Source organism: Arthrobacter livingstonensis (genome assembly GCF_003219815.1).
GTDB lineage: Bacteria > Actinomycetota > Actinomycetes > Actinomycetales > Micrococcaceae > Specibacter > Specibacter livingstonensis.
In genome coordinates, this window is the sequence record NZ_QJVD01000034.1 from 1 (window position 1) to 16155 (window position 16155).

General features: G+C 64.3%; 16 protein-coding genes. 9 read left to right on the plus strand and 7 right to left on the minus strand.

Annotated elements, in window-relative coordinates:
• Positions 1–438: 438 nt before the first annotated feature.
• The 3 genes from CVV68_RS20110 (at position 439) to CVV68_RS20120 (ending at position 3647) form a co-directional block, all read left to right on the plus strand.
• Positions 439–2013, plus strand: coding sequence for an NCS1 family nucleobase:cation symporter-1 (locus CVV68_RS20110; protein ID WP_110502784.1), 1575 nt, complete (start codon positions 439–441; stop codon positions 2011–2013).
• Positions 2014–2036: 23 nt separating this feature from the next.
• A complete protein-coding gene (locus tag CVV68_RS20115) occupies positions 2037–2768 on the plus strand; it encodes an aspartate/glutamate racemase family protein (RefSeq protein WP_110502785.1) in 732 nt (243 codons plus the stop codon).
• A gap of 99 nt (positions 2769–2867) precedes the next feature.
• A complete protein-coding gene (locus CVV68_RS20120; protein ID WP_110502786.1) occupies positions 2868–3647 on the plus strand; it encodes an SDR family oxidoreductase in 780 nt (259 codons plus the stop codon).
• A 133-nt stretch (positions 3648–3780) separates the two neighbouring features.
• On the opposite strand, the gene CVV68_RS20125 is transcribed toward CVV68_RS20120, so the two are convergent.
• The 5 genes from CVV68_RS20125 to bcp form a co-directional block, all read right to left on the minus strand.
• A complete protein-coding gene (locus CVV68_RS20125; RefSeq protein ID WP_110502787.1) occupies positions 3781–5265 on the minus strand; it encodes a nucleobase:cation symporter-2 family protein in 1485 nt (494 codons plus the stop codon).
• Between the two features lie 122 nt (positions 5266–5387).
• The gene (pucL, locus tag CVV68_RS20130; RefSeq protein WP_110502788.1) at positions 5388–6299 is read right to left on the minus strand and encodes a factor-independent urate hydroxylase; all 912 of its coding nucleotides are present in this window, start codon (positions 6297–6299) and stop codon (positions 5388–5390) included.
• A 2-nt stretch (positions 6300–6301) separates the two neighbouring features.
• Complete coding sequence (gene uraH, locus CVV68_RS20135) at positions 6302–6640, minus strand: hydroxyisourate hydrolase (RefSeq protein ID WP_110502789.1); 339 nt, start codon at positions 6638–6640, stop codon at positions 6302–6304.
• On the minus strand, positions 6637–7134 hold the full coding sequence (gene uraD / locus CVV68_RS20140; RefSeq protein WP_110502790.1) for a 2-oxo-4-hydroxy-4-carboxy-5-ureidoimidazoline decarboxylase: 498 nt from the start codon (positions 7132–7134) through the stop codon (positions 6637–6639). Before uraD ends, uraH begins: the two co-directional genes overlap by 4 nt.
• 545 nt (positions 7135–7679) lie before the next feature.
• Positions 7680–8147 carry a thioredoxin-dependent thiol peroxidase gene (bcp, locus tag CVV68_RS20145; RefSeq protein ID WP_110502791.1) on the minus strand — a complete coding sequence of 156 codons (468 nt, stop codon included), beginning with the start codon at positions 8145–8147 and terminating at the stop codon, positions 7680–7682.
• Positions 8148–8539: 392 nt separating this feature from the next.
• On the opposite strand from bcp, the gene CVV68_RS20150 reads away from it, so the two are divergent.
• The 4 genes from CVV68_RS20150 to CVV68_RS20165 are packed head-to-tail and all read left to right on the plus strand — an operon-like array spanning position 8540 to position 12489.
• Complete coding sequence (locus CVV68_RS20150) at positions 8540–9634, plus strand: extracellular solute-binding protein (RefSeq protein ID WP_170133269.1); 1095 nt, start codon at positions 8540–8542, stop codon at positions 9632–9634.
• Between the two features lies 1 nt (position 9635).
• Complete coding sequence (locus CVV68_RS20155) at positions 9636–10520, plus strand: ABC transporter permease (RefSeq protein WP_110502793.1); 885 nt, start codon at positions 9636–9638, stop codon at positions 10518–10520.
• Entirely contained in the window at positions 10507–11340 is an 834-nt protein-coding gene (locus tag CVV68_RS20160; protein ID WP_110502794.1) for an ABC transporter permease, read from the plus strand. The genes CVV68_RS20155 and CVV68_RS20160 overlap by 14 nt, the downstream gene beginning before the upstream one ends.
• Before the next feature lie 21 nt (positions 11341–11361).
• Positions 11362–12489, plus strand: coding sequence for an ABC transporter ATP-binding protein (locus tag CVV68_RS20165; RefSeq protein WP_110502795.1), 1128 nt, complete (start codon positions 11362–11364; stop codon positions 12487–12489).
• 19 nt (positions 12490–12508) lie between these two features.
• Here CVV68_RS20165 and CVV68_RS20170 read toward each other — a convergent pair whose 3' ends face one another.
• Positions 12509–12874: a helix-turn-helix domain-containing protein gene (locus CVV68_RS20170; RefSeq protein WP_110502796.1), complete on the minus strand. Its 366-nt coding sequence runs from the start codon at positions 12872–12874 to the stop codon at positions 12509–12511.
• Positions 12875–12961: 87 nt separating this feature from the next.
• Between CVV68_RS20170 and CVV68_RS20175 the strand changes: the two genes are divergently transcribed.
• Together CVV68_RS20175 and CVV68_RS20180 are read left to right on the plus strand one after the other, a co-directional pair.
• On the plus strand, positions 12962–14002 hold the full coding sequence (locus CVV68_RS20175) for a Gfo/Idh/MocA family protein (RefSeq protein WP_110502811.1): 1041 nt from the start codon (positions 12962–12964) through the stop codon (positions 14000–14002).
• Between the two features lie 63 nt (positions 14003–14065).
• Positions 14066–15343 (plus strand): MFS transporter, encoded by a 1278-nt coding sequence (locus CVV68_RS20180; RefSeq protein WP_110502797.1) that lies wholly within the window; start codon positions 14066–14068, stop codon positions 15341–15343.
• Between the two features lie 21 nt (positions 15344–15364).
• On the opposite strand, the gene CVV68_RS20185 is transcribed toward CVV68_RS20180, so the two are convergent.
• Entirely contained in the window at positions 15365–16135 is a 771-nt protein-coding gene (locus CVV68_RS20185; protein WP_110502798.1) for a sulfite exporter TauE/SafE family protein, read from the minus strand.
• Between the last annotated feature and the right edge of the window lie 20 nt (positions 16136–16155).

Below are 16155 nucleotides of genomic sequence, written 5' to 3' on the forward strand. Positions count from 1 at the left end.
CCACTCAGCCGTCTCCTCCGGATCACGATCAGGCAACTGGTTAGTCAACCCGCTCAAAATATGGGAACTTTCGTCTCGAAGAAGCATGTCAACCTGTCTGTTTGAAGGCTCCAGCGCACCTTGGGCACTATACGGCCCGGCGTGCCTGCCACGGGCCGCCGATCATCGTCGAGCAGGGCCATTGCGGGGGAAGCAGCTCACCCAATTAATAATTTCATAGAGTGATAAATGAATCTTGTATCCCGAGAATATCGCGTCCATCGCCATGAATCAAGCGCAGCCGGGGCCCCAGTGAAGGAGGGGATGTGGTCAGCGCCACTTGACTTGGTGTGAACCAGGTCATATGGTTTATTTCACTATCCAACAATTGGTTTTCACGATGTGAGAAAAACAGTAGAAATTTGCACCGTGGGAAAAAACGAACAGCGGAGCTTGTGCATGAACGCTCGGACACCCAATGGTCGTGATCCGGCAACGACGCCGGTCGCGACGACGCAGTTAGCAGCGACGCACCTAAAGACGGAGGCAGATGAAGAGGCGCGGCTGCCTTATGAGACTCCTGAGGGATACACCCTCAGCGCCACTCTCTTCAACCAGGACCTCGCCCCCACCCAAAAGAAGGGGCGCCGCTGGTCCTCCTACAGCATCTTCACCCTCTGGGCCAACGACGTCCACAGCCTCGGCAACTACGCCTTTGCGATCGGCTTGTTTGCCCTGGGCCTGGGAGGATGGCAGATCCTGCTGGCACTTGGCATCGGCGCCGTGCTGCTTTTTGGGCTGCTCAACTTCTCCGGCTTCATGGGCGTGAGAACCGGTGTGCCGTTCCCTGTCATGAGCCGGATCAGCTTTGGCATCAAGGGCGCCCAAGTGTCCTCGCTGTTGCGTGGCGGGGTCGCCATTGTCTGGTTTGGCGTACAGACTTTTCTGGCCTCGGTCGTCTTCCGGGTCATGCTCGTGGCCGTTTTTCCATCCCTGCATGAGCTCGACAAGGACTTGATCCTGGGACTGTCGGCCCTGGGCTGGCTGACGTTTATTGCACTGTGGATTGTCCAGGTCATCATCGTCAGCTACGGCATGGACATGATCCGCAAGTACGAGGCCTTCGCCGGCCCCATCATCCTGGTAACCATGGCCTCAATCGCCATTTGGATGTTCACCAGGGCCGGTGGCTCCATTGCCTGGACCACCCACAATGCACTGACCGGCGGGGAAATGTGGCGCACCATCTTTGCCGGCGGTGCCCTGTGGGTGGCCATCTACGGAACGTTCGTGCTCAACTTCTGCGACTTTACGCGTTCGGCCAAGAGCGAGAAATCCATTGTGCGCGGCAACTTCTGGGGCATCCCCATCAACATGCTCCTCTTCGGAGCCATTGTGGTGGTCATGGCCGGGGCCCAGTTCAAGATCGACGGCACCGTCATTGAAAGCCCCGCCGACGTGGTGCACCTCATTCCCAACACCTTCCTGCTGGTCGTCGCCTGCCTGGCACTGCTGATCCTTACAGTGGCGGTAAATCTAATGGCGAACGTTGTAGCCCCCGTCTACGCGCTGACCAACCTTTTTCCGAGGCACCTGAACTTCCGCAAGGCCGCCATTATCAGCGCAACGATCGGACTGGTGATCCTGCCCTGGAACCTGTACAACAATCCCGTGGTGATCGTGTACTTCCTCGGCGGCCTCGGCGGCCTGCTCGGTCCGTTGTTTGGTGTCATCATGGCCGACTACTGGTTGCTGCGCCGCGGCAAGGTCAACGTGCCGCACCTGTACACCACCGCTGAGGGAGGCAGCTACCATTACCGCCGGGGCGTCAACCCGAAGGCCATCATCGCCCTGCTTCCCGCAGGCGTCGTGGCTCTGACCATCGCGTTCGTGCCCGCCTTCCACGAGCTGTCCTCCTTCTCCTGGTTCTTTGGGGCAGGCATTGCGGCCATAACCTATTACTGGATTACGGACCGGAACCAAAGCTTCACCGAGGCCTCCGGCGAGCCGATCGCCGTCGCCAGCACCCACTAACCAGCCCAGCAGAAAGGTACTCCATGCGCATACTCGTGGCCAATGTCAACACCACAACATCCATGACGGACTCCATTGTGGGCCAGGCCCGCAGCGTGGCGTCGCCCGGAACCGAGATCATCGGCATCACCCCGCGCTTCGGCGCGGAATCCTGCGAGGGGAACTTTGAAAGCTACCTGGCGGCCGTTGCCGTTATGGATGCCATCGCCAACTATCCCGAGGCTTTCGATGCCGTGATCCAGGCCGGCTACGGCGAACACGGCCGGGAGGGCCTGCAGGAGCTGCTCGACGTCCCGGTGGTGGACATCACCGAGGCGGCGGCCAGCACGGCCATGTTCCTGGGCTACAAGTATTCGGTGGTGACGACCCTTGACCGTGCCGTCCCCTTGATCGAGGACCGCCTGAAACTGGCGGGCCTGGACGCCCGCTGCGCTTCGGTGCGGGCCAGCGGCCTGGCCGTCCTGGAACTCGAGCAGGACCCCGGCCGCGCCGTGGAATCCATTGTCCGCGAAGCCGAATTGGCCGTGTCGCAGGACAGGGCCGAAGTCATCGTCCTGGGCTGTGGCGGCATGGCCGGGCTGAATGAAAGCGTCAAGGAAAGGACGGGCGTCCCTGTCGTTGACGGTGTCGCCGCGGCCGTCACGATTGCCGAGTCCCTGGTGCGGCTGGGCCTGTCCACGTCCAAGGTGCGCACTTATGCGCCGCCGCGGCCGAAGAAGGTCACCGGCTGGCCCATCACGCGCCCCGCTGCATAGGCGGGATTTGAGACAGCGGGCCCGGATGATTCCCGCCGGGCCCGCTTTGCGCTGCCCAGACAAGCGCACCCAAAAGCCAGAGAATGAAGGAGAACGCCAGTGGCCAATGATGCCAGTTCACACAAAGCAGGCAGACCCGGAAAAATAGCCGTGGTCACCGGGGCCGGTTCCGGGATCGGCCGGGCGGTGGCCCGGGAATTCCTGCGCAACGGATTCGGGGTGGTCCTCGCAGGCCGCCGCGAAGCGGAGCTACTGGAGACCGCCGACGGACACCCCCAGGCGCTGGCCGCGCCCGCCGACGTGACCCGGCCCGACGACGTCGGGCATCTCTTCCGTGCCGCCGTGGAACGGTTTGGCCGGGTGGACGTGCTGTTCAACAACGCCGGAACCTTTGGCCCGGCCGCCGCGGTCGATGAGATCTCCCCGAAGGACTGGGACGCCGTGCTGGCCGTGAACCTGACCGGATCCATGCTCTGCGCGGCGGCCGCCGTGCGTGTCATGAAGGAGCAGCAGCCCCGGGGCGGGCGGATCATCAACAACGGCTCCATCTCGGCGCACTCGCCACGGCCCAGATCCGTCGCATACACCGTCAGCAAGCACGCCATCACGGGGCTGACGAAGTCGATCGAGCTGGACGGCCGGGCCTTTGGCATCAGCTGCGGACAGATCGACATCGGCAACACGGCCACGGACATCATGGCCACCCTGGATGTCGCCACTGGCGCCGTGCAGGCCGACGGGCGCCGTCTGGTTGAGCCCACGTTCCCGGTGGCCGACGCCGCCCGCACCGTGCTGATGATGGCCCAGCTGCCGGCCTCGGCCAACATTGGCTCCCTGGTGATCACCGCGGCCGGCATGCCGTTCATCGGCCGCGGCTGAACCCGGACCGGCGCTGAACTGGCAAGCGAGCCGCCCAAGCAAGCCAGTCCGACGCCGGCACCCGCCTCCTGCGAGGCCGGTGCCGGCGTCGTACTGGCCAGGCAACGGTGGCCAAGAAATACGGGACAGGAAATCAGTGCTGCGGGTCGGGCTCCAGCAGCGGGACCTCGGAGCCGTTCGCGTCGATCAATTTCCCTTCCTCACAGCGGTCCCCGTGCTGCAGGCTTCCCAGCACCTCGAGGGAGATCCGCCGTTCAGTGCCGGCGGCAAACACGGACGGGTTGTCCGGGTTGCCGCGCTTGAGGTGGTTGAACAGCAGGTTCAACACGATCGCCATGACGGCGGCGGAGCTGATGCCGGAGTCGAAGATGGTGCTGAACCAGGCGGGGAACTGGTTGTAGAAGGTGGGCTGGACGATCGGGATGACACCGAAACCAATCGAGGTGGCAACGATGATCAGGTTCATGTTGTTCTTGTAGCTGACCGTGGACAGGGTACGGATGCCGCTGGCCGCCACCGTGCCGAACAGCACGATTCCGGCGCCGCCGAGGACCGCGGTCGGAACTGCAGCCACCACGCGGCCCATGACGGGCAACAGGCCGAGCACGAGCAGAATCACGCCGCTTGCGGTGACCGCGAAGCGGCTCTTGATGCCCGTGATGGCCACCAGGCCGACGTTCTGGGCGAACGCGGTTTGGGGGAAGGAGCCAAAGACCGGCGCAACTGCGCTGGAGATCATGTCCGCGCGCAGTCCGTTGCCCAGCCGGCGGGAATCCACCTTGGTGCCAATGATCTCAGAGACGGCGAGGATGTCCGCCGACGTTTCCACCAAGGTCACCAGGATGACAATGATCATCGAAATGATGCCTGCGGCTTGGAATGTCGGCATGCCGAAGTGGAACGGCGTTGGGAAGGCGAAGATTGGTCCGGTGCCGACCTTGGAGAAGTCGGCCTTGCCCATGAACACGGCCACGATGGTGCCGATGATCATGGCCAGCAGGATGGACAGCCGGGAGATGGTGCCGCTGCCGATCTTGCTGAGCAGCAGCACGATGACCAAGGTGAGGCCGGCCAGGCCAATGTTGGCCGGGCTGCCGAAGTCGGGTGCCTTGGGGTTGCCGCCCATGGCCCAGCCGGCCGCGGTCGGCATCAACGTCAAACCGATGACGGCGATCACCGTGCCAGTGACCACCGGCGGGAAGAACTTGATGATGCGCTGAAAGATTGGCGTGATCAGCAGGCCGATCAGTGAGGCAACAATGACCGCTCCAAAGATCGACTGGATTCCGCCGCCACCGTTGAGGATGGCCAACATCGTTGCCACGCCGGCGAAGGATGTGCCTTGGACCAGCGGTAGCTGCGAGCCGAAAAACGGGACGCCAATGGTCTGCAGCAGGGTTGCTAGGCCGCCCATGAAGAGGCAGGCGGCGATCAACAGGCCTACGTCTGCCGAGGCCAGGCCGGAGGCCTGGCCGATGATCAATGGTACGGCGATGATGCCGCCGTACATGGTTAAAACGTGCTGGAAACCGTAGGCAAAGCTTGCCCCGATGCCGAGTTTCTCATCTTCCGGCCGCAACGGTGCTGTGCGGTTGGCTGTATTTGTCCTTCTGGTCATAGCGGACCTCCTTGTCTGCTTACCTCTGTTAAAAGCGCTGCGCACCGCTTGGGTGCGACTGGTGGGTGGGCGGGGGCTGGGCCCCGCCCACCCGGGGCTGCCGGTGGTTCAAACTGCCGGGTCTAGCAGAAGCCGGCCATGCCCTCCCAGGCGTTGCCGGCGTCGCTGCCGTTTTCCCGGACCACGGTGGCCTCGATCAGGCCGTAGGGGCGGTCCGCGGCAAAGAGAACCTCGCCGGGGTTGTCCTGGCCAAACGGGCTCAGATCCACCACGAAGTGGTGCTTGTTCGGCATGGAGAACTTGATCTCGTCGATTTCCTCGTGCGCGTCCATCACCTTTTTGCCCATATCAAACAGGGTCTGCTGCAGTGCATGGGAATAGTCTTCGGTGAAGCCTTCGAGCAGGAGGGCCTTGACGTCGTCGTACGCCTTGTTGAAGTCCACGGTGGCGACCGCGCCGGGGTTGTAGCGCCAGCGCGCCGCGACGTCGGTGGACATGACCCGGTCGGTGGTCTCGGCCAGGGTGGTGTACTTGTCCTTCGGGTAGCCCACAAATCCGGATTCGGTGGACTTGAGCACCGTCATGTCCTTCAGCCCGCCCAGCACGTGTGTGGCGTTCCCATCCTTGACGACGACGGCGGTGCGCACCTCCTGGCCGTTGCGTACGAAGGAGTGGTTGTGGCCGGTGCCGTTGGCCTGGATCCGGTCCCACGCATAGGACTCCGCGGCCCAGCGCCCGCCGGTGACCCAGTCGAACGACGTCGTGAAGTGCTCGGCCAGGCGCTGCAGGAACGCCTCGGGGGAGCCGACGCCGTCGCGGGCCAGCGAGTAGATGGTGTTCTTCTGGGTGTCGGTGGCCACCACGTGAGCGTTGTCGCCCTCCAGATGGGCGGCCTGGAAATCGCCGCGCAGCTGTGAGGTGACGCTGAGGTCCTCGATGCTGTGGCGTTCGGTGTCGCGGGTGATCTTGACGAGACGGACCTCGGCCTTGCCGTACTGGTTGGCTCCCAGGATGATGTTGCTTTTCGTGGTCATGATTAGTTTCCTCTGTACGTTGAGTAGGCGAACGGGCTCAGAAGCAGGGGCACGTGGTAGTGCGCCTGGCCTTCCGTGACCGTGAATGTCAGGGCGACCTCCGGGAAGAAGGTGTCCGTGTTGATGCCGGCGAAGTAGGCGCCCGTGTCGAAGCGGAGGCGGTAGTCGCCGCCCGGCAGCGCAGCGGGGCCTAGATCTTTCACCCGCCCGTCAGCATCAGTGGTGCCCGTCGCAATCTGGTGCCATGCCCCGCCGTCGCGGGCGTAAAGCTCGACGGCGACACCTGCCGCGGGCTTCCCCGCTGCGGTATCCAGAATGTGGGTGGTTATGAGGGAGCTCATTGGCTCATCACTCCTTTGAGGCGCAGCACGGCGATTTCGCGCAACTGCTGGGCCACGATGGCGGCTTCTTGTTCGGGTGTGTTGGCCAGGCGCTTCTTCAGTGCTTCGAGGATGTCCTGCGGGGTCCGCCCGGCGGCCCTGATGAGGAACACCTGGCCGAACTTTTCCTCGTAGGCCCGGTTGCCCTCCGCCAGGGCCCGGGTGAGTTCCTGGTTGGAAGGGTCGACGCCGGACTGTTCCCTGCGCGAGAGCGCCGCCTCTGCGCTGTTGCCGGCAGCCCGCTCGCCAATCCGCGGATGGTGCGCCATGGCGGCGGCAACCTCCGCTTCGGTGAAGGGGGTCGCGGCCTTGAGCGCGTGGCTGAACAGCTCGTTCAGGGTGGGGAAGGGTCGGGCCGCGGCGATCGCATCGATCCACCGCTGGTTGTCCACGCAGGGGCGGAGTGTTGCGTCCAGCCGGGCCCTGTCAGCGTCGTTGAATTGTTGCAGCAACATAGTTTGCTGTCCTTGAAAATCAAGTGCTGGCATCCACGGCGTAGGGCTATACGAATGAAAGTAAATTTTCGTATCGTGGAACTGTTATTTCAGCATATGCAATAGTGAACCGCATCACACAAGAATTGTCAATGCGTCGCGTTTGATTTTGAAAACTGACCATGGCGGGAAGCTTCTCCTGCCGAGTGTGCGGCTCTGTCGAGGTACCGGCCCGCCGCATCTGCGCCGTGGGCGCCGGCCGGGCGCCGCTTGCGAAGTAGCGCAGCTTTGGCCCTCTGCCGCAGCGGCAGGGGCGTGCGCTTCACGCATGCGCGAAACCCGGGTCCGGTTGTGCGCGGGGACGTCCCCGCGCACAACTCGAGCGGAGTTGGGCGCATGCCGGTGGCCCGGCGGGCCCTGGGAAGTGAGCTTGCCACAGTCCCGGGGATTTTGAGGCTGCGCAGGGTAGGGGGTTGGCGGCGCGCCACTTTGGAAGTGGCGCGCCGGCAGGGGCTGGCGGCGCGCAGGATCGAAGTGATTCTGCGCGCGGCGGATCTTTTGTTTGTTTAGAGGCCCAAGCCGCTGCGCAGGCGCGCCACATGGCCGTCCGCGGCGACATTGTATTCAGCCGACTGCACGGTGCCGTCTGCGTTGACCACAATGGTGGAGCGGAGGGTGCCGATCAGCGTGGTGCCGTTGACTTTCTTTTCGCCCCAGGCGCCCCAAGCCTCGGCCGTGGCGTGGTTGAGGTCCGAAAGCAGCGGGAAGTTCAGCCCGAAGTCTTCCGCGAACTTGGCCAGGTCCTGCTGCGCGTCGGTGGAGATGCCCACCACCTCAACGCCGGCGCCGTTGAGCGCGGAAAGGCTGTCGCGGAAGTCGCAGGCCTCGGTGGTGCAGCCGGGCGTAGCCGCTTTGGGGTAAAAGTAGACCACCACCTGCCGGCCGGCGTAGTCGGCCAGGGAGACCTGCTCTCCGGCGGCGTTGGGCAGGGAAAAATTGGGGGCCGGGGTTCCGGCGGCAAGTTGTGCAGGCATGATGCTCCCATGTTGGTTTTCGGACTTCGCGGCGTTGTGTTTTCATATTGTGAAATATGAATTTTGTCTGATGAAAATATTTTAGAGCCACGACATGTGTCAGTCAACGTTTATGACGCTAGTCCACAACTTCCCCCACCATAAGTGACTCGCGTCACTCAAGATAGTGTGTTTCTTTATGAAATACAACCGTTGACTGTAGGAAAACTTTAGGCTTACAGTTACGACACCGAAAAGCTGGATTACGGTCCATGCCCAAGATTCGCCCAACGGTGCGTGAATCGCCCCCCGGGTGTAATCCACCCGTGACGAAGCGCCAACAAGAGCCACCATCCTCACCAGTTGCCAGGCACTTCCATGCCTGGCCGACGCCCGAGAGGCAAGTTTTCGCCATGTTAAACATCAATTCACCCTTGCTCAACCGCAGGTCCTTGCTTAAGGCGGCAGCCTTCACCCCGCTGGCCGGATTGGCACTTTCCGGCTGCAGCACCAAGGCGTCCAACAGCGCCCCGGCCAACACAACCGTCACCGTCACCTCCTACGGCGGATCGTACAACGACCAGCTGACCCAAACCATCCTCAATCCCTTTGCCAAGCAATCCGGCATTAAGCCGACCTTGTTGGCCAACACGAGTCTGGCAGCGCTCAAGGCGCAGGTGCAGTCGGGTGACGTGCAGTGGGACCTCGTGGAAATCACGGCGCCCGAATACGAGACCGCCGTTGCGGAGGGCCTGCTGGAGAAATTTGATTACAACATCATTAGCGACAAGGGCCTGCCCGGGTATGCCAAGGCCGAGTACGGCATCAAGTACCTGAGTTTCCTGTTCGTGATGGCGTGGGATGAAAAGGTCATCCCGGACGGCAAGGCGCCCACCGACTGGGCGCAGTTCTTCGACCAGAACCGCTACAACACGAAGCGCTCCATCTACAACCAGCTGTCCGACAGCTCGGTGCTGGAGGCGGCACTGCTGGCCGACGACGTCCCTTTCGAGAAGATCTACCCGCTAGACGTAGACCGGGCCCTGCGGGTCCTTGGCCAGCATCCGGGCAAGGACAAGCTGCTGTATCACTCCGCCAACCAGGAACCCATCCAACAGCTGACCTCCGGTGAGGTGTCCCTTTCGACCAGCTTCAACAACCGCATCAATGCGGCCCGGGCTGATGGCGCGAAGCTGAACTTCGCACCCCAAAACGCCGTCCTGGCCGGCGACTACTTTGTGGTGCCCAAGGGTGCCAAGAACAAGGACGCGGCATTCAAGCTTATGAATTTCATGTCCAACGACGCCGAGGCCGGGGCCGCGTTCGACAAGGTCACCAACCTGACCCTTGCCAACACCCCGGCACTATCCAAGCTGCCCAGGGAAATCGCCGACTCGCTTCCCACCAGCCCCAAGCTGGCGGACAAGATTCTGCTTCGCGACGACAAATGGTGGGCCCAGAACCTGAAGCAGACCGAGCAAAAGTTCAAGCTCTGGCAGGCAAGCTGACATGGCGACCGCAACCCTTGAAAGATCCCGGCCCCGCGCCGGTGGTCCATCAGGCAGCGCATGGCCACGGCGCCGGCGCCGCGGCGGCTGGCTGCTGCTGTTGGCGCCGATCGTCGCCTTCGATGTGCTGTTCTTCCTGACCCCGCTGGGGAAACTCGTCGCTTCCAGTTTCACGGGCGGCGCCTATGCCCGGGTCCTGGCGGACCCCCTGGTCACCCGGTCCCTGGTCAACACCCTCACCATTGCGCTAACGTCGACAGTCGTCACCGTGGTGCTCGGCTACGTCATCGCCCTGGTGCTGTGGCGCAGCGGCACGGTGATGCGCGTGATCCTGTTCGCCGTGGTCCTGTTGCCGTTCTGGACCGGCATCCTGGTCAAAAACTTCGCCTGGGCAGTCCTGCTGCAGGACAACGGCCTGGTCAACGACTTCCTGCAGAACATCGGCCTGACCGATGCCCCCATCGGACTGCTGCACAACCGCTTTGCCGTCATTGTCGGCATGGTCCACTGTCTGCTGCCGTACGCCGTGTTCCCCATCTTTTCCTCCCTGACGGCCATTGACGGGCGACTGGCGCTGGCCGCAAGGTCGCTCGGGGCCGGGGAAGTGTCCGTCTTCCGGCGCATCACGCTGCCGTTGAGTACGCCCGGTATCTCCGCCGCGGGGCTGCTCGTGTTCATCATCAGCACCGGCTTCTTCATCACCCCCGTCGTGATGGGCGGGCCCGGGGACATGATGATCGCCAACGAGATCGACTATTACGCCCGCCAGCTCACCGACTTTTCGGGGGCCGCCGCCCTGGCGGTCATCCTGACCGTCCTGGTGAGCGTCATCGCCGCCGTCTACCAGCGCGTCCTCAAGGCCGGAGGCCACCATGAAACGCTCTAGAAAAACACTCCAGCCCGGCCGGCAGCGGAAATTGCTTTCCCTGTTGTCGCTTCCGGTTTTCGCTTTCCTGGTGGTTCCCACCTTGATAGTGGTGCCGGTGGCGCTGAACAACAGCCGCTACATCACCTTCCCGCCCGGAGGGGTCTCGCTCGCCGCCGTGCAGGGGTTCTTCGCGGACCAGGCCTGGACGTCCGCGCTATCCGCGAGCATGCAGGCCGCCGGGATCGCCGTCGTGCTTGGCACCGTGTTTGGGGCGAGTGCGGCGTTGGGCCTGCACGGCCGGAAGTTCCCCGGCCAGCAGGCGGTGGTGGGGCTGGTCCTGGCCCCCATGATCGTGCCAACCGTGGTGCTGGCGCTCGCCTTCTACCAATTCTTCATCTCGGTGGGCCTGGTGGGCAGCATCATCCCCATCGGCCTGGCCCACGCCGTCATCGCCACCCCGTACGTGTACCTGACCACCCGCGCCAGCCTGGCCGGCCTGAATCCGGCACTGGTCCGTTCGGCACAGAGCCTCGGCGCGGGAATGCTGTCCGTTTTCCGCCACGTCCATCTTCCCGTCATCCTGCCCGGCCTGATATCCGGCGCATTGTTTGCCTTCTCGGTCTCCATTGACGAGACCGTGATGGCGCTGTTCATGCAGTCGCCCGGCGCAACCACCCTGCCAGTGAAAATGTTCACCGACATCCAGTTCAACCTCACGCCAAAGATCGCAGTCTCCTCAGCCCTGCTGGTCACCGTGGCCACCATCGGCCTGCTCATCCAGGTCGTCTACGTGCTCAAGCGCCGCTCCACCGCCCGCATGATGCCGCTGGCCGTCTAGATTCAATTGCAAAGGATTCCCATGACCACCTCAGTAATTGCCCCAGCCACCCACCAACCAAGTACGACGGCCGCCCGCAAGGGAGCGATCGACCTCCGCCAAGTGCGCAAAACCTATGGCGACGTGGTCGCCGTCGACCAGCTGGACCTGTCCATCCAGCCCGGTGAGTTCGTCACGCTCCTGGGCCCCAGCGGTTCCGGAAAGACCACCACCATGATGATGGTGGCCGGCTTTGAGGAACACACCTCAGGGTCTGTGATGATCGACGGCGTCCCCGTCGATTCGCTGCCGCCGCGCGAACGCAACCTCGGCGTCGTGTTCCAAAACTACGCACTGTTTCCGCACATGAGCGCCCGCGAAAACGTGGAGTTCGCGCTGCGGATGCGCAAGGTGCCCAAGGCCGAGTCGCGCCGTCGCGCCGATGACGCCTTGGACAGGGTTGGCCTGTCCGGGCTGGGCGGCCGCAAGCCGCGGCAGCTTTCAGGCGGACAGCAGCAGCGCGTGGCCCTGGCCCGGGCGCTGGTCTTCAACCCTGCCGCACTGCTCCTGGACGAGCCAATGGCCGCGCTGGACAAGCGTCTCCGCGAGCACATGCAGGAAGAGATCAAGACGCTTCAAAAATCCCTGGGAATCTCTGTCCTTTTTGTCACGCACGACCAGGACGAGGCCATGGCCATGTCGGACAGGATCGTGGTGATGAAGGACGGGCGCATCGTCCAGTCTGGACCGCCCGAGGAGGTTTACAACCATCCGGTGACGGATTGGGTGGCCAGCTTCCTCGGCGACACGAACCTCATCCCCGCCACCGTCATCAGCCGCGACGGCGAGGAAGCAGTGGTGGATCTGGCCGGCCTGGGAACGGGACGGGTACGCGACCGCGGCGCCCAAGGTGAGCGGTACGCGGTGTCCATCCGGCCAGAGCACCTGAAGTTCCGCGCTGGTCCAGACGGTGAGAACGGCGGCGCGGGCGAGCTGACTTCCTCCACGAACCTCGGGGCCACCATCCGCCACCGGATCACCGTGGGCGGGCACAGCCTGCAGCTGCGCGAGCTGAGTTCGGACGCCGGGGCGTCCGGTCACGCGGTGGGCAGTGCCGTACATGTCGGGTGGGACGCGGACAAGGCGCAGCTGCTGGTGCTGGAAGGTTGAGCGGTGCCGCCCATGGCGGCTAGCCGGACTGCTGTGCCGCCAGCCAGGCCAGGATGTCATCGCGGCGGATGCGGCGGTGCGAGCCCCTGTACTGGACCGGGATCTCGCCGCGGTCCGTCATGTTGCGCAGGAAGGTGTGGGAGATTCCGGCCAGCTCCGCCGCCTGCGAGGTGGTGAGCAATTCCGCAACGCTGGCCACGGTCACGGCCTCGCCCCGCGCTAGCCGCTCCAGAAGGTCGACGACGGCGTCCCTTGCCCCGGGTGCCAGCCGGTGCGCGGTGCCGTCCACAAAGACCGTGACGTCCCCGCTTCCGGCCAGCGTCCGGGCCAGGCCGGCCCGCTCGGCCGGGGCCAACCCGGTCACCTTTGGCCCATCAAGTGTCATGGCATCAGGCTATCAGCGTGATTCCGCGCTGCCCACGGCCAGGGGACCGCCGGGGTGGGTGCCGCCCACGCCGGTAAGATGTGGGCCATGACACCAAAGATCAGCACCGCCCTGCTGGGATACGGGCTGGCCGGCAGCGTATTCCATGCGCCGTCCCTGGCCGCACTGGATGCCTTCAGCCTTGACGTGATCGTCACCAGTGACCCGGAGCGGCAGGCTGCCGCGCGTGCCGCCCACCCTGACACGAGGGTGGTGGGCCGGGGCGAGTGGGCCGCCGCCGGAAGCGGCGTGGATCTGGTGGTCGTGGCGACCCCTCCGGCAACCCACATTGCGCTGGCGCAAGCGGCGCTGGAAGCCGGGTCCGCCGTCGTGGTTGACAAGCCCTTTGCCGTAACCAGCGCCGAAGGGGAGGCGCTCATCGCCCAGGCCAAGGAAAAGGGCCTGGTGCTGACCACCTACCAAAACCGGCGCTGGGACGGGGAGTACCTCACGCTCAAAAAGCTCCTGGCGGATGGGGCGCTGGGCCAGGTGCGGCGTTTTGAATCCCGGCTGGAACGTTGGCAGCCGGGGATTGCCAAGGAGTGGAAGGCGCAGGCCACCCCCGCGGACGGCGGCGGCATCCTCTACGACCTCGGCACGCACCTGATCGACCAGGCGCTGCAGCTCTTTGGGCCGCCGGTGCGTGTGTACGGGGAGGCGGCCGCGCGCCGGCCGGAGGAATTGTCCGACGACGACGCCTTCGTGGCGCTCGAACACGCCGGCGGCACAATCTCCCACCTGTGGATGAACCTGAACGCGCCCCAGCTGGGGCCCAGACTGCGCGTTTTGGGCTCCGGAGCGGCGTTCACCAAGCACCTGCCGGACCAGCAGGAGGCCCAGCTCAAGGCCGGCATCCTCCCGGGCGACCCGGCCTACGGCGTGGACCCGAAGGGAAACTGGGGTGTGCTGGGCCGTGACGGCGCCTTGGCCCCGGTGCCCACCGAACGTGGAAACTTCACGGACTTTTACGCGGTCCTGGCCCAGGCCCTGTTGCACGGCGGGCCGGCGCCGGTGGATCCCGCCGACTCGGTGGCTGCTCTGCGCATTATTGAACAGGTCCGCGAACAGGTGCGCGTCCGGCTTTCCTAGCGCTGTGCAAAGTATGCTGGGGGCGAGGAATTTCCCGCCCGGGGACAAGTCAAAAATGGGGGCATGATGACGGATAACTTGGCCGGACCGCAGAGTGGTGCCGGGTCGCGGGGCGTGGCGCTCTCGGAGCCCACCGTCAGCGTCCGGAAGCGTTGGACAACCTCCGTGGTGCTGGTCAATGTCGGCATCAACGCGGCGTTCTTCGGACCCATTCAGGTGCTGCTGGGCCAGCAGGCCATCCATTTCAGCGAACCCGAAAAGGAAGGCATCCTGGCCCTGGTCACGGGTGCCGGCGCCGCCGTGTCCCTCGTGGCAAACCCCTTGTTCGGCACGTTCAGCGACAGGTCCGTCTCCCGCTTCGGCCGGCGGGTGCCGTGGGTCTTCATCGGCGCGCTCCTGGGCACCATTGGCCTGCTGGGCTTGACCGTGGCTCCGAGCGTCGGCGCCATGATGCTGCTGTGGTGCCTGGTGCAGCTGGGCTGCAACGGCGCACTTGCTGCCATTACTGCCGCCGTGCCGGACCAGGTGCCCGTGAGGGAGCGCGGGCGCATCGGCGGGCTGGCCTCCATGGGCACCGTGGTGGGCATCTTGATGGGTGCCGCCATTGGCGCGGTGGTGGCCGGAAACTACGCGTTTGGCTATGTCCTGTGCGCCGTGGCCCTGGTGGCCGGCATGGTGCCCTACCTGTTTCTCTCCAACGACCAGGTGCTATCGCGCGCTGACCGTCCGCCGTTCTCCTGGCCGGCCTTCTTCAAGGGGTTTTGGATCTCGCCCCGGATGTACCCGGATTTTGGCTGGGCCTGGATCACCCGCTTTTTGGTCAACGTGGGCAACCACCTGGTGACCTTGTACCTGCTGTTCTTCCTGCGCGACGCCGTGGGCTTTGACAACCCCGAATTTGGCGTGCTGGTCCTCACCGGCATATACGCCGTGCTGACCCTCGTCACCGCGGTCATCGGCGGCCGGTGGACGGACAGGGTGGGCAAGCGGAAGCCGTTTGTCATCGGTTCCTCCGCCATCATCGCCCTGGCCGCCCTGATCCTGGCGTTTGCGCCCACCTGGCCCGGCGCGCTGGTCGGTGCTGCCGTGCTGGGCGTCGGCTACGGCGCGTACCTGGCCGTGGACTTCGCGCTGCTCACGCAGGTGCTGCCGTCGGCGGCCAGCCGCGGAAAGGACCTGGGGGTGATTAACGTGGCGAACTCACTGCCTCAGGTCATTGCCCCGATCATCGCCTGGCCGCTGGTCACCGTCCTGGGCGGCTATGTGACGCTCTACGTGGTGGCCGCCGTGATCGGCCTGTTGGGAGCGGTGTTTGTGGTGAAGATCAAGGGCGTGGACTGAGTCGGTAGCGGCCGCGCCCCGTCAGGAGAAGAACACCATCTTGATCAGCGCGGCCGTGCCCACCACGATGATGGTGGCCCGCAGCGCCACGGGCGGCAGCTTCCGGCCAAACCGTGCGCCCACCAGGCCGCCCAGCAGAGAACCGCACGCAATAAGGGCCGTGACCTTCCAGTCGATGTAGTGCCAGGCCACCACCATGAACGTGATGGCGGCAATGCCGTTGACTGCCGTGGTCAGCACGTTCTTCACGGCGTTGATCTGCTGCAGCGCCACCGTGGTCAGGATGCTCAGCAGTCCCACTATCAAGATGCCCTGGGCCGCGCCAAAGTATCCGCCGTACATGCCCAGCACAAATATTCCGGCGATCAGGCCCGCCCCGCTGCGGGACGGCCCGTCGCTGGGGCCGGTAAACCGCCGCTTGGCCAGCAGCCGCTGCAGTGCCGGGCCAAAGGCCACCATGAGGATGCCAATGACAATCAGCACCGGGACTATCGTGCTGAAGGCCGAGGCCGGCAGGACCAGCAGCAGCAGCGCGCCCACCAGGCCGCCAACGGCCGATGCCGGCAGCAGCCGCTTGATCATGTCCTTGTTGGGTGCCAGTTCCTTGCGGTACCCCCAGGTGCCGGACAGCCCGCCGGCCACCAGGCCGATGTTGTTGGAAATGTTCGCGGTCAGCGGCGGGTAGCCAAAAAGCAGCAGCACCGGGAAGGTCACGAGCGTCCCTGAGCCCACCACAACATTGATCATGCCGGCCCAAAAGCCCGCCAGAAATATTGCCGCCGCTTCAAGCATGTGCCATCCGTTCCCGTTTC

What these genes read in the sequence shown, in the direction of transcription:
- bcp (WP_110502791.1), bottom strand. Translation starts at nt 8,147, where the DNA reads ATGCCTGCACAACTTGCCGCCGGAACCCCGGCCCCCAATTTTTCCCTG.
- CVV68_RS20170 (WP_110502796.1), bottom strand. Translation starts at nt 12,874, where the DNA reads ATGACACTTGATGGGCCAAAGGTGACCGGGTTGGCCCCGGCCGAGCGG.
- uraD (WP_110502790.1), bottom strand. Translation starts at nt 7,134, where the DNA reads ATGTTGCTGCAACAATTCAACGACGCTGACAGGGCCCGGCTGGACGCA.
- CVV68_RS20150 (WP_170133269.1), top strand. Translation starts at nt 8,540, where the DNA reads ATGTTAAACATCAATTCACCCTTGCTCAACCGCAGGTCCTTGCTTAAG.
- uraH (WP_110502789.1), bottom strand. Translation starts at nt 6,640, where the DNA reads ATGAGCTCCCTCATAACCACCCACATTCTGGATACCGCAGCGGGGAAG.
- CVV68_RS20125 (WP_110502787.1), bottom strand. Translation starts at nt 5,265, where the DNA reads ATGACCAGAAGGACAAATACAGCCAACCGCACAGCACCGTTGCGGCCG.
- pucL (WP_110502788.1), bottom strand. Translation starts at nt 6,299, where the DNA reads ATGACCACGAAAAGCAACATCATCCTGGGAGCCAACCAGTACGGCAAG.
- CVV68_RS20115 (WP_110502785.1), top strand. Translation starts at nt 2,037, where the DNA reads ATGCGCATACTCGTGGCCAATGTCAACACCACAACATCCATGACGGAC.
- CVV68_RS20175 (WP_110502811.1), top strand. Translation starts at nt 12,962, where the DNA reads ATGACACCAAAGATCAGCACCGCCCTGCTGGGATACGGGCTGGCCGGC.
- CVV68_RS20110 (WP_110502784.1), top strand. Translation starts at nt 439, where the DNA reads ATGAACGCTCGGACACCCAATGGTCGTGATCCGGCAACGACGCCGGTC.
- CVV68_RS20165 (WP_110502795.1), top strand. Translation starts at nt 11,362, where the DNA reads ATGACCACCTCAGTAATTGCCCCAGCCACCCACCAACCAAGTACGACG.
- CVV68_RS20155 (WP_110502793.1), top strand. Translation starts at nt 9,636, where the DNA reads ATGGCGACCGCAACCCTTGAAAGATCCCGGCCCCGCGCCGGTGGTCCA.
- CVV68_RS20160 (WP_110502794.1), top strand. Translation starts at nt 10,507, where the DNA reads ATGAAACGCTCTAGAAAAACACTCCAGCCCGGCCGGCAGCGGAAATTG.
- CVV68_RS20185 (WP_110502798.1), bottom strand. Translation starts at nt 16,135, where the DNA reads ATGCTTGAAGCGGCGGCAATATTTCTGGCGGGCTTTTGGGCCGGCATG.
- CVV68_RS20180 (WP_110502797.1), top strand. Translation starts at nt 14,066, where the DNA reads ATGATGACGGATAACTTGGCCGGACCGCAGAGTGGTGCCGGGTCGCGG.